This window comes from Pseudomonas sp. SCA2728.1_7, from assembly GCF_018138145.1.
In the GTDB taxonomy this organism is placed as follows: Bacteria; Pseudomonadota; Gammaproteobacteria; order Pseudomonadales; family Pseudomonadaceae; genus Aquipseudomonas; species Aquipseudomonas koreensis_A.
Genome location: NZ_CP073104.1, coordinates 22,365 through 34,558 on the forward strand (window position 1 = coordinate 22,365; position 12,194 = coordinate 34,558).

Consider the following 12,194-nt stretch of genomic DNA (forward strand, 5'->3'; position numbering starts at 1 on the left):
CGGAGCTAGTTGAACGGCTGCTGAAAAGCGCCTCCCTCAATGTGATAAACCTTCGGCTCGTCCGAAAAATACTCCTCCAGACCCAGCATGAACAGCCGGTGGTCCTCACTCGCTTCAAACCCCGGCGTGTGATCCTCAAGGGATTGCCAGCGCACGATCAGATTGAACACCTCGGGCGTTTCGATGCCTTGTGCGAGCAGATGTCCGCCGTAACCCTTGGCGCGTTTGAGCAACGGCTCGACCTCGGCAAACGCACGCCGAAACGCCGCAGTTTGTTCTTTGTGAACGGGCAGTAAAGCGATCTCATAAATCATGGTGTTCTCCTTGCACTGAGTTCAGCGATTGGCGAGTTCGGACGACGGCACGACAGCAATCGCGATCTTCCCTTGGACGCCGTTGTTGGGCGTCTCCAGCCGGGCATGGGCCAGGCCGATGTCAGCCAGCGAATAGACCGCGCCAACGTGCGGACGCAACTGACCGTTCGCGATCAATGCGCTCAACTCATCGAGTTTGCCGCGGTTCTGTCGGGTGAAAACGAAGTGGTAGCTGGCGTTCTTGCCCCAGGCCTGAATCAGGTTCTGTGGCTGGGCAAGGTCGACGATCGACACCACGCGGCCAAGCTGTGCGAGGGCATCGGGACTGCGCGCCAAGGTGTTGCCGCCGATGGTATCGAACACCACATCGACGCCGCGGCCCTCGGTCTCGCGCAGGATCGCGTCGACGTAATCTTCCTTTTCGTAGTCGATCAGCACATCGGCGCCCATCTGCCTGACGAACTCGAAATTGCCTTCACGCACGGTGGTGAAGACCTTCGCGCCGATGGCTTTGGCCAGCTGGATTGCGATATGACCGACGCCACCCGCGCCGCCGTGGATCAGAATGCTTTCACCGACTCTGAGCGCCGCCCGCACGACCAGCGCTTCCCACGCCGTGCCGCCGACCAGGCTCAGGCTCGCCGCTTCAAGATGGCTCAGTGCGGGCGGCTTCCTGGCGATAATATTTTCCGCCGCGACGTGGTACTCGGCGTAACTGCCCGGCCCGCCGAAAATCTGCGGGGTGTACCAGACCTCGTCACCCGGCGCGAAAGCCGTCACCCCCGGTCCGACGGCTTCGACAACGCCAGAAACGTCGTGGCCGGTAATGGCGGGGAGGGGCACCAGGTCAGCGTAATCGCCGCGGCGCACCTGATAATCCAGCGGGTTAATGGAAGTGGCGTGCACCCGCACCAGCACTTCGCCGGCTTGTGGCCTTGGTTTGGGCACGTCGCACAGTTCGAACGATTGCGCGCCGCCGAATGATGTAAGGATCATCGCTTTCATTGCATTGCCTCGTTTCGGTAAAAAGGGATATCGGGAATTATCGATATCATGCGGTAAAAAATTACAGCTCGCTGCCGATGATCTCGGCCAGTGCGCTGATCGCTGCTTCGTTGCGTTTGTAATAGGTCCATTGGCCGATGCGCCTGACTTCGACCAGGCCGGCGCGTTGCAGCGTCGCCAGATAATCGGACACCGTCGACTGCGACAGCCCGACGCCTTCCTGAATACTGCTGACGCAAACGCCTACGGTGTGCACGTCACCCTCATCCTGGGGAGGAAAGTGTTTTTCGGGATCCTTCAAGCCTTTGAGGATTTCCAGGCGTGTACGGTTCGAGAGGGCTTTGAAGATTTCGAGTAGTTCCATGCCGCGAAGATATCGGAATTTACCGATATGTCAATATCTGAATGTGAAACCGATCAGGCAATCACTCTGACCCTGTGGGAGCGAGCCTGCTCGCGAAAGCGGTGTATCAGTCGATGAATGAGTTAACTGAACCAACGCATTCGCGAGCAGGCTCGCTCCCACAGGGGAGGTGTTGAGTTTCAGATGACGTGTCAGCCGCGATATTGGCCGGGTGTCGCCGCCAGATGTTGCTTGAACGCTCGCTGAAAATGCGCCTGATCGGCAAACCCGGCCTCAAGCGCCACATCCGCAATCAACTGGCCGCTGCGCAAACGCTCGCGGGCGAACTGGATGCGCTGGTTGACCAGAAACGCGTGGGGCGTCATGCCGTAATGCTGTTTGAAAGCGCGGATCAGGTAGGACGGTGACAGCTGTGCCGCGGCGCAGATGTCGTCGAGGTTCAGCACTTCGGTGCAGTGCTCGCGGATGAAGTCAGCCGCGCGTTCCAGTTTGAAATTCGGCTCGCGCAACGACGGTCCGGCAGGGTTGAGGCGCAGTTGCAGGTCGCTGAAAAACTCCACCGCCGCGCTTTGCTTGCGCAGCACATCCTGTTGCGGGTCGATTAACGTTTGATACAGCCCGTTCAGTTCGTTGAACAGCTCAGTGTCATCAAGGTGAGTGGTGGAAAAACGCCGAAACTCAAGATCACTGGCGAAGCCCAACTGATGCTGCAAATCCGTCAGCCAGGGCGTCTCGACGTAGAGCATCACGTACGACCAAGGCTGGTCATCGATCGGATTGCACGCATGCACATCGCCGGGATTCATCAGCACCACCGTGCCCGCCGCGACCTCGAACTGCGTCTGCTCATGCACATAGCTGCTGCGCCCGGCGGTGATCGCACCGATGGAGAAATGCGCGTGGGAATGCCGCGCATAGCAGACCTCGCGGCCATCGGCGATAGCCCGCGCTTCAATGAATGGCAGCGCCGCGTCACGCCAGAAGCGCGGGGCTTTTTCAGGGTTTTTGGCGGCAGCGTGTTTCATCGTTGTTATTCCCGGCAGGCCAGTGCGCCAGTGTATTAGCTCTGGCCGGCAAAGGCCCGTTCGAGTTCGGCAATGTCGAGTTTTTTCATCGTGAACATGGCCTGCATGGCGCGCTGCGATTTGCTGGTGTCGGCATCCAGCATCATCTGCATGAACGCCACCGGGACGATCTGCCACGAAACGCCAAACTTGTCCTTGAGCCAGCCGCATTGCTGGGCTTCGACAGGGCCACCCTCGGACAGATTGCCCCAGAAATGGTCGACTTCTTCCTGATTCTGGCAGTTGACCTGAAACGAGATCGCCTCGCTGAATTTGAACATCGGCCCACCGTTGAGCCCGGTGAAGGTCTGGCCGTCGAGTTCGAAACTGACGGTCATCACCGCACCTTCCGGCTTGCCGTGAAATTCCTGGCCGACCTTGCTGTAGTGGGTCAGGCCGGTGACTTTCGAGTGATCGAAGATCGAGCAGTAAAACTTCGCGGCCGCTTCGGCCTGATCGTCGAACCACAGGCAGGGCGTGAGTTTCTGAAAGCGTTGCATGGCAGTCATCCTCGGCAGGTTAGACACGCTGGATTAACAGCGTAGTCAGTCCTTGGTCGATTGCCGGTGCCGTAGATCGACAAGTTGCCGTGTGTCAGAAATCCCAGCGCGCCGTCAGTTGCAGGTTGCGCGGTTCGCCGTAGAAACCGGTGCCGAAGTTGCCAAGGCCCGTGTAGTAGCTCTTGTCGAAGAGGTTCTTGATGTTGAGCGAAGTGCTCAGGTGCTCGTTGAAGCGATAGCGGGCCATCGCATCGACCAGGTAGTAACTGTCCTGCGTGATGCGCACGTTCTGGTTGGCGCCGGGCTGGAATACGTCGCCGAAGAATTCGCTCTGCCAACTGACACCGCCGCCCAGCGTCAGGTTTTGCCAGACGCCGGGGAGGCGATAGCTGCTGAATACCCGCACCAATTGCTCGGGCGCGGTGGTTTGTAGAATCGAGGCGTACACCGGATCACCTTTGGCATCGCGGGTGTGGTTGTAGGCGTAGCCGGCGGAGAGATTCCAGCCGTCGGCGATTTCACCGGCCAGTTCGAACTCGAAACCCTTGGTCGTCGCGCCTTGCACGGCGCGGTACACCGCCTGATTGTCGAAGCCGCTGACCTGTTCGGCGACGTTGTCCTGCTCGATGCGGAACACGGCGAAACTGGCGTTGAGCCGTCCGTCGAAGTACTCGGCTTTGATCCCCGCTTCGTAGCTGTCGCCTTGCACCGGGTCGAGTATCTGGCCCGTGGCGTCCTTGCTCAGTTGCGGTTGATAAATGCGCGTGTAGCTGGTGTAGAGCGAGTACATGTCATCGAGGTCGTAGACCGCACCCGCATAAGGTGTGACCACCCCGGTCTGGCGGTAGCCGTCGCGGACATTGGCCGTATTCGGGTCGCTGTAATCGAGATGATCGCTGGCGCTGAAATCGCTGACCCGTACGCCGAGGATCAGCGCCAGATTGTCGCTGGCCATGAAGCGCGTCGAGACGTAAGCGCCGGTCTGACGCTGGCGGATGGCGTCCGTGCCGATCTGCGGGATATCGGGTTTGGCGTACTCGCCATGCCAGTCGAAAATACTACCGTTGAGCGGCGGGTACACCGAGCCGTAGACCGGGTTGTTTTGACGGGTGTTCATCGCCATGAAACCGACAAGTAATTGATGCTCGCGACCGAACAGGCTGAACGGCCCGCCGAGGTTGAGATCGACATTGTCTTGCACCTCGTCGCCCTTGAATTTACCCATGTACAGAAACATGCCATCGCCGCTCAGCGGGTCCGGATTGCCGCCGCTGGCGGAGCCGAGCAGGGTGTCGTGCTCGCGGTGTTTGCGGTCGTAGCTGAGCTTCAAAACCCAGTCATTCTGCAGTTGCCGGGTGAGGGCGGCGAACAGCGTCTGGTTGATGAAATCGCGGCGGCTCCAATCGGTGGCGGGGTTGAACGAGCGCGAGAAATTCGTCCGTGAACCGTCGCTGTAGAACATCGGAAAACCGGTCCAGGTGGCACCGCGTGAGCGGGTGTTCTGTTGGTCGAAACCCAGCGTCAGCAGAGTGTCCGGGGTCAGGTCGGCTTCGACGATGGCGTAGGCGATGTCCTTGCTGTTCTGGTAGTGATCGGCGTAAGCGCTGCGTTCCTGATGGACGCCGACGAAGCGTGCGCGCAGGTTGTCGTTCAGCGGCCCTGCGATGTCGAATTCGCTGCGATAGTTGTCCCACGAACCGACGCTGGCGCTGAGTGCGGCTTTGACGGTGGGCGTCGGCCGTTTGCGGATCAGGTTGACCGTGGCCGACGGGTCGCCCGAGCCGGTCATCAGGCCCGTGGCACCCTTGATGATTTCGACGCGGTCGAAGATCGCCATATCGGTGCTGGTGGTGCCGTAATCGTAGACGCCGTCGTAATCGGTGTTGACGCCGTCGTACTGGAAATTGGTGATCGGTGCACCACGGCTGGAAAATTCCCAACGCTCGCTGTCGTAGTTCTGCACGCTGATGCCCGGCGCGCGGCGCAACACGTCGGCGATACCGTTGGCGCCCTGATCGTCGAGTTGCTGACGGGTGATCACCGTGACCGATTGCGGGGTCTCGCGCAGGGACAGCGGCAGGCCGGTGGCGGAGGCGCTGAGGCCGGTGGTGTAGGCGTGAGTGTCTTCGGTGATGGCGCCGAGGGTTTTGCCGCTGATGGTGGTGGCGTCCAGTTGCAGCGGATCCGCAGTGGCTGTGCTGCGCAGGACATAACCGCCGCCGCTCAGGCGCTGCGCTTGCAGGCCGCTGCCCTTGAGGAGGATTTGCAAGGCCTGTTGCGGGGTGTAATCACCGCTCAGACCGGCGCTGCGTTTGTCTGCCGCCAGATCATTGTGCCCGGCGATAAACACGCCGCTCTGCTCGGCGAAATGGTTGAGCACTGTGACCAAAGAGCCGGGCGCCACTGCGTAATGCTGCTTCTGCACATCTGCCAGCGCCATCGACACGCACAACCCCGGCACGGCAGATGCCATGGCCAGAGCAAAACGACAGCGGGCGAGGGTGGCGCGCAACATGGAATTTCCGGGGGCAATCAACGAAATGAGGGCTGCTGAGGGTTAACCGAATGAACCCGCAAAAAGGGAACCGTGATGGGAGAAATCCTCAGGCTGTGGGTCCGACGCTGACCCACCAGTTGAAGGTTTTACTGATGCGGATCGGCAGTGCAGCTTCCAGCAGACGCAAGGCCTGATCGGTGTCCTTGAGCGGGAACGAACCCATCACCGGCAAGTTCGCCACCGTCGGATCACAATGCAGATGCCCCGGGCGATAGCGACTGAGTTCTTCGATCAGCTCGCCCAGCGGCAAGTTATCGGCCAGCAACACGCCGCGCCGCCAAGCTTCGCGGGATGGATCCGCCACGGTCCGGGTGTTCAAGCGGCCTGCGCTGAACACCAGTTGCTGACCAGCCTGCACCACTTGGCTTGCGCCTTGGTGGTTAGTGGCTTCAACCGCGCCCTCGTAGACATTCAGCAGCGTGTTGCGATCCGTCTGACGCACGCTGAAACGCGTACCCAGCGCACGCATCCGGCCCTGCTCGGTCTCGACCCAAAAGGCGCGACCAAGGTCTTTCGCGGTGTCGATCAGCACTTCGCCGGCGCGCAGTTGCAGCAAACGCTGGCGGGCATCGAAACGCACATTCAACGCGCTCAAGGCGTTGAGCCAGATTCGACTGCCGTCGCTTAGCGTGGCTTCGCGGCTTTCCCCGGTGCCGGTGGAGAGATCGGCGTTCAAGCGATCAACCGAGTCCAGCAGCGGTGTGTTGCGCCCGACCGCCCAGCCCGCCAGCCCGGTGGCCGCGAGGATCAGCAAGCCTTTAAGCGACTGACGGCGGCTGATCGAAGTGCGCGCGCTGTTGCGCAGGGTGTGGCTGACGGCTTCGCTTTCGCTCTGCAATGGCGCAAACCGCTGGCCAACCCGTTCGACATAGCGCCACGCCGCCTGATGCTCGGGACTTTGCGCCAGCCACGCCTGCCAACGCAGACGCTCAGGCTCGGCAACCTGCTCGTGATGCAATTGCACGTACCAGTTGGCCGCCTGCTCAAGGCTGGCGTGGCTGAGCGTATTCACCGGATTACTCAATCAGCAACCCGTCGAGTTCAGCTTCGAGGATCGCGCAATGCATCATCGCCTGCGCCAGATACTTCTTGATCATCCGCTCGCTGACGCCGATCTGTGCGGCGATCAGTTTGTACGGCATGCCGTGCAGTTGGGCGAGGATGAATGCCGCGCTGACCCGTTGCGGCAGGCGCTGGAGCATGGCGTCCACTTCGTGCAGGGTTTCGACGATGATTGCCTGTTGCTCGGGGGAGGGCTGCAAGGCTGGCGGGCGGCTGGCGAGGGTGTCGAGCCAGGTCTGCTCGAGTTGCCGACGGCGCCAGTGATCGACGCACAATCCCCGGGCGATGGTCGCCAGATGGGAGCGCTCATGGACTTCGCCATTGAAGGCTTGCGGGCGCTTGAGCACGCGCACGAAGGTGTCGTGGGCGAGGTCGGCGGCATCCATCGCATTGCTCAGGCGTCGACGCAATAGCTCGTGCAGCCAGCGATGGTGGCTGAGGTAGAGATTTTGCACGAGCGAGGCATCGGCGACGGTCATCAGCGCAAGCGTCCAGGGCGACCGTTACCGGTCTAAATAGGAATGGGTCGCGATTAAAGCAAAAGGACGGGGAGTGCGCAAATGATATTGGTTTGCTTTTAGGTGGAGGGTTTTTGGTTTCTGGCTTGGCGTAGTCGTAATGACCAGTGATCCGCCACCTTGCTTGATTCGTGTGGGAGCGAGCGTTCCCTGGATATGTGGTCAACGCAAAACCCTGTGGGAGCGAGCTTGCTCGCGAAGACGTCGGCACAGTCGGAATCTGTATTGCCTGACATACCGCTATCGCGAGCAGGCTCACTCCTACAATGGATGGTGGAAATTCTGCAAGCTCAGCGGCGCTCAGCCATCATCAGCAATGACTGTGGTACTCGGCTTTGCGGGTGTTGTGGCTCTTGCAGGCTGGCCAGTTGGAACCCGGCCATGTCCAGCGCATTAAGCCAGCTCGACAGTGTGCGGAAATACCAGGGCATCGGCTGCCACTGGCCCTTGAACCCGGCGAAGGTTTCTTCGCGCCAGCCATCCTGGTAATCCCTAGCCGCCACAGCCCATGGATGCAAGGTCTGAATGACCAAACACCCACCGGCGCCCAGCAGCGCATTCATCGCGCAAAGCAACGGGATGATGTCCTGATGCAGCAATGAAAAATTGGCGCAAATCAGGTCATAGTCGCGACCGATGTCGATCTTGCCATCGACCAGGATTTCATAAGAAGCGACATGCACCTGCGCCGTCCCCGCCAGACGCGCCGCTTCAATAAGCCGCGCATCGCCATCCACACCGACCGCATCAATCCCGCGATCCGCCAGCGCCCGCAACAACCAGCCTTCGCCGCAACCCAGATCCAGCACACGCTGCGGCTGCCGGCTCATGATCGCCAGCAGAATTGCCTGATCGGTAACCTGCTGACGGCTTTCGATGGCGCCGCTGCGGATCACTTCGATCCAGGCCTCAGCGTTGTCGTGCCAGCTCTGCAAAAGGCTGGATTCGGGGGAGGGCATGACGGTGTCCACTGTATCGAAAACCACAGTATGGACGTTGATCGCCAGGCGAGCCTTACGCGCACCAATCGCAACCCTAAACAGTGACGAATGCTCACGGCGATTTGGATAGTAAAGAAGGTGACTGTGCGGATCAGCACGATGGCTTGATGGGTTTTGCTCATCAAGCGACGGAGGGGCGAAGCGAAAGTGAGGGGCAGGTAACCCCTCACTCATTCGGTCTGGTGATTATTGCGGTACGCGCAGCTTGTCCAGCAGTCGATTGACCAACAGCTCGTTCAGCATGATCACCTGTTGCAGCGCCAGCAGCGGTTTGCGCTCCGGGCCGCCTATTGAGTTGGCGATGTTACCGGCCATGGAGTGGGCGTATGAAAGTGATTCGCAAGCTTCGACCAACAGGGTTTCTTCATCCAGTGTGGGGTCGACCAGATAGACCGGGCGAAACGGGGGCGAGCCTGGTGGAGCGCCCAGGGCTTCGGGTCGCAGGTAGTAGTCGAGGGCGCGGTCGGTGGCTTCTTTGACCTTTTGCGGGTTAAGCGCGGGATCGTGAGGGATTGGATCGGTGGGCGGTGGATTTGGCGTGATCTTGAACATAGATAAAGCTCCAATTTGAAAAAATGGGAGCCATCACCCTCGCTACCAAACGGCGGGTGGCGGCCATGCGCGGGTTGGTAGACCGGTCAAATTGGGTAACCCGGCGCTCACGGATGAGCCCCACGCATGCCCACCATACAAAGCCATACCTCAAAAAAAGGAGACAGCATCGACGGTGTCGCAACAACGACAATTTAAAGCGGGCTACCAAACCCGATCACTGTTCTGCAGTGACAGGCAAACGATATAGCCCGGCCCATAGCCGTGTAAGCCGGCGGATTCTGGCGTACGCGTAGGTAACGACGCAAGGTGTTGTAGGGAGGATGGCGTAACGGTTTGTGTGCTTTAAACGCGATAACCGGATGACGTTTACCAATGGGCATTACCGAGCAATGAGATCTAAATTCAGGAGTTTTACGGACTACAATTTTGGGTGTAATGACCTACAGATCTGCAAGAATCCGCCGACTTGTCTGCCTTGAAACAAGATCCTATCGTTTGCCGGTCAAAACTTAATCACTTAAGCTGGTCAGCATGAATACACAACCTTCGGAGGCTCCGATGGCCACCACCAGAAAGACCGACAAACCTAACAAAAAGGAAGTTCGTGATGAGCTGACATTCCTTGATGTTCGGCAAGCCGCGCGTGATGGGCAGAAAGTGTTCGATAAATTTGTGATCACTGGCAGGTTACCTATTACAAAGTAGGCCTGAATGCCAGCCATCAAGATTTCTGCGCTTTTTGAAAAAATCACTAACTGGCAAAACTTCGCTGCACATTTTTATAACTACAAGGTGTGCGGTGAATTACCCGGGATTTTCGGGCGTGACGAACGACTCGATCTGACCGATATGCACCATATCCACCTTGCCAGTACTTCGTCACTGCAAGCTCGATGGGCAAAAATAAATCGTCAGTATTACCGCACTGTATTGGTTGACGACGCTGATAATGACTTTTGGCTGATCTATGCCTATGACGCGTTTCGGGATGAATATCTGTTACTGACGGTCACCGGCCCGGATGCCCATAACCGAAGCGAGTGGAGCTCATTTCTGCGCAATGTGCATTGCCAGATTGTTGAGCCTTGGACGCTGGGCAGGATTGCCTTTCCCGATTTGGACGATCTGTAATTTGCAGTCGAGCAGAGGAGGTGTGACATGAATCGATTGACTGGCGGTTGCCTGTGCGGCGATGTCCGTTTCGAAGTGACAGGGCAGCCTTACCGCGTCGGCATCTGCCACTGCCTCGACTGCCGCAAACGCCATGGCGCGCTGTTCGGCACCTCGGCCATATTTCCCGAGGATGCGTTGAAGGTCACCGGCGAAACCCGCGACTACAACGGGCGCTTTTTCTGCCCGCGCTGCAGCTCTCCGGTGTTCACGCGTTCGGCAGATGAAGTAGAGGTCAACGTCGGATCGCTCGATGAGCCTAATCAGTTCAAACCCACCTACGAACTCTGGACCATCCGCCGCGAGTCGTGGCTACCGGCGCTTCCACTGGCCCACCACTACGAGCGTGATCGCGAGAGTACAAGTCGCACAGAAGAATAATGGACGTGAGCCCCATCACATCCCCCTTGTGGGAGCGAGCCTGCTCGCGAAAGCGGTGGGTCACTCAGCTCAAGTTCAACTGACAGATTGCTTTCGCGAGCAGGCTCGCTCCCACAGGGGGGAAGTGTATGGCTGCCAATGATCTCAGCCGCGAATAAACGCCAGCAGATCCGCGTTAATCGTTTCGGCCTCCGTCGTCGGCATCCCGTGCGGGAACCCCGGATACGACTTCAGCGTGCCATTGGGCAGCAACTTCGCCGACAAAGGCCCCGAGTTCGCATACGGCACAATCTGATCATCCTCGCCATGCATCACCAGCACCGGCACCGTGACCTTCTTCAAGTCCTCGGTGAAATCGGTCTGCGAAAACGCGACGATCCCGTCGTAATGCGCCTTCGCCCCGCCAATCATCCCTTGCCGCCACCAGTTGGCAATAATCCCTTCCGATGGCGTGGCGCCCGGCCGGTTGTAGCCATAAAAAGGCCCGGTCGGAATGTCGCGATAAAACTGCGCGCGATTCGCCGCCAGTTGCGCCTGAAAGTCATCGAACACCGACTTCGGCAAGCCACCCGGATTGCTCTCGGTCTGCACCATCAACGGTGGTACCGCACTGATCAGCACACCTTTGGCGACGTTGGCCTGACCATGCCGGGCGATGTAATGGATCACCTCACCGCCACCGGTCGAATGGCCAACATGCACGACGTTCTTCAGACCCAGATGATTGACCACCGCCAGCGTATCGTCGGCGTAATGATCCATATCGTGGCCATCCCAGACCTGACTCGAACGCCCATGCCCACGGCGATCATGGGCAACCACCCGGAAGCCTTTGCCGAGGAAAAACAGCATCTGCGCATCCCAATCGTCGGAACTGAGCGGCCAGCCGTGGTGGAAGTGGATCACCGGCGCGTCTTTCGGACCCCAGTCCTTGTAGAAAATCTCGACGCCGTCTTTCGTGGTGACAAATCCCATGTTCGCAACTCCAGACCAATCTGATGGATAACCCGCGCGGTCAGCGCGGACCGGTTTCGCTCATGACGAGTTTTCCACTGCGATGGCTCAGTGCGAGCCGTTATCAACTGTAGGATTAATGTCGACATCTGCATGACCGGTGGTCGCAACGTCTGGCTTCGTGCGCAAATTAGGCTTTGCTGAAAGGGATAAGCCGAGGCGTGCGTAGGCATTGATGGCCACAGCGACGCCCCTTCAGAACACCGTGAGTCTGAGGAATTTCCCCGATGCTGACCTTGAATATCAATGGCAAGGATCAGGAGCTCGATGTCCCCGCGGACATGCCGTTGCTCTGGGTCCTGCGCGATGTCGCGCACCTGACCGGTACCAAATTCGGCTGCGGCATGGCCCAGTGCGGAGCCTGCACCGTGCACGTTGACGGCGCGCCATTGCGCGCCTGCATCACCCCCGCAACAGCGGTGGCCCACGGCCAGAAAATCCTCACCATCGAAGGTCTGTCCACCGACGGTTCACACCCGGTGCAACAAGCCTGGGCCGAACTCGACGTGGTGCAGTGCGGTTACTGCCAGTCGGGGCAGATCATGTCTGCCGCAGCCTTGCTGGCGAAAATCCCCAAACCTACCGACAGCGATATCGATCAGGCGCTCTCCGGCAACATCTGCCGCTGCGGCACCTATCCCAGAATCCGCGCGGCTGTAAAACGTGCGTCGGAAATCGGCTGATGGCTT

Annotated in this window: 15 protein-coding genes; 4 read left to right on the top strand and 11 right to left on the bottom strand. The window is 59.1% G+C overall.

The window, feature by feature from the left end; all coding sequences use genetic code 11:
- Positions 1-5: 5 nt before the first annotated feature.
- The 10 genes from KBP52_RS00105 to KBP52_RS00150 form a co-directional block, all read right to left on the bottom strand.
- Positions 6-314, bottom strand: a complete 309-nt coding sequence (locus tag KBP52_RS00105; protein WP_212621673.1) for an antibiotic biosynthesis monooxygenase — start codon at positions 312-314, stop codon at positions 6-8.
- Positions 315-335: 21 nt separating this feature from the next.
- The gene (locus tag KBP52_RS00110; protein ID WP_212621674.1) at positions 336-1,319 is read right to left on the bottom strand and encodes a zinc-dependent alcohol dehydrogenase family protein; all 984 of its coding nucleotides are present in this window, start codon (positions 1,317-1,319) and stop codon (positions 336-338) included.
- A 61-nt stretch (positions 1,320-1,380) separates the two neighbouring features.
- Entirely contained in the window at positions 1,381-1,683 is a 303-nt protein-coding gene (locus tag KBP52_RS00115; RefSeq protein WP_077572353.1) for a metalloregulator ArsR/SmtB family transcription factor, read from the bottom strand.
- A 191-nt stretch (positions 1,684-1,874) separates the two neighbouring features.
- A complete protein-coding gene (locus tag KBP52_RS00120) occupies positions 1,875-2,708 on the bottom strand; it encodes an AraC family transcriptional regulator (RefSeq protein ID WP_212621675.1) in 834 nt (277 codons plus the stop codon).
- A gap of 35 nt (positions 2,709-2,743) precedes the next feature.
- A complete protein-coding gene (locus KBP52_RS00125; RefSeq protein ID WP_116029609.1) occupies positions 2,744-3,247 on the bottom strand; it encodes a VOC family protein in 504 nt (167 codons plus the stop codon).
- 94 nt (positions 3,248-3,341) lie between these two features.
- Positions 3,342-5,762: a TonB-dependent siderophore receptor gene (locus KBP52_RS00130; RefSeq protein ID WP_212621676.1), complete on the bottom strand. Its 2,421-nt coding sequence runs from the start codon at positions 5,760-5,762 to the stop codon at positions 3,342-3,344.
- Positions 5,763-5,850: 88 nt separating this feature from the next.
- Positions 5,851-6,816 (bottom strand): FecR domain-containing protein, encoded by a 966-nt coding sequence (locus KBP52_RS00135; RefSeq protein WP_212621677.1) that lies wholly within the window; start codon positions 6,814-6,816, stop codon positions 5,851-5,853.
- A gap of 4 nt (positions 6,817-6,820) precedes the next feature.
- Positions 6,821-7,345, bottom strand: coding sequence for a sigma-70 family RNA polymerase sigma factor (locus tag KBP52_RS00140; RefSeq protein WP_116029612.1), 525 nt, complete (start codon positions 7,343-7,345; stop codon positions 6,821-6,823).
- A gap of 329 nt (positions 7,346-7,674) precedes the next feature.
- Complete coding sequence (locus KBP52_RS00145; RefSeq protein ID WP_212621678.1) at positions 7,675-8,343, bottom strand: class I SAM-dependent methyltransferase; 669 nt, start codon at positions 8,341-8,343, stop codon at positions 7,675-7,677.
- Between the two features lie 228 nt (positions 8,344-8,571).
- Positions 8,572-8,937 carry a hypothetical protein gene (locus tag KBP52_RS00150; protein ID WP_212621679.1) on the bottom strand — a complete coding sequence of 122 codons (366 nt, stop codon included), beginning with the start codon at positions 8,935-8,937 and terminating at the stop codon, positions 8,572-8,574.
- Between the two features lie 561 nt (positions 8,938-9,498).
- On the opposite strand from KBP52_RS00150, the gene KBP52_RS00155 reads away from it, so the two are divergent.
- The 3 genes from KBP52_RS00155 to KBP52_RS00165 are packed head-to-tail and all read left to right on the top strand — an operon-like array spanning position 9,499 to position 10,491.
- Positions 9,499-9,645: a hypothetical protein gene (locus KBP52_RS00155; protein WP_163004822.1), complete on the top strand. Its 147-nt coding sequence runs from the start codon at positions 9,499-9,501 to the stop codon at positions 9,643-9,645.
- Positions 9,646-9,651: 6 nt separating this feature from the next.
- Positions 9,652-10,071, top strand: coding sequence for a type II toxin-antitoxin system YafO family toxin (locus KBP52_RS00160; RefSeq protein ID WP_212621680.1), 420 nt, complete (start codon positions 9,652-9,654; stop codon positions 10,069-10,071).
- 27 nt (positions 10,072-10,098) lie between these two features.
- Entirely contained in the window at positions 10,099-10,491 is a 393-nt protein-coding gene (locus tag KBP52_RS00165) for a GFA family protein (RefSeq protein ID WP_212621681.1), read from the top strand.
- A 144-nt stretch (positions 10,492-10,635) separates the two neighbouring features.
- Here KBP52_RS00165 and KBP52_RS00170 read toward each other — a convergent pair whose 3' ends face one another.
- A complete protein-coding gene (locus tag KBP52_RS00170) occupies positions 10,636-11,466 on the bottom strand; it encodes an alpha/beta hydrolase (RefSeq protein ID WP_105709196.1) in 831 nt (276 codons plus the stop codon).
- Positions 11,467-11,732: 266 nt separating this feature from the next.
- On the opposite strand from KBP52_RS00170, the gene KBP52_RS00175 reads away from it, so the two are divergent.
- Complete coding sequence (locus KBP52_RS00175) at positions 11,733-12,188, top strand: (2Fe-2S)-binding protein (RefSeq protein WP_003224136.1); 456 nt, start codon at positions 11,733-11,735, stop codon at positions 12,186-12,188.
- Positions 12,189-12,194 lie beyond the last annotated feature (6 nt).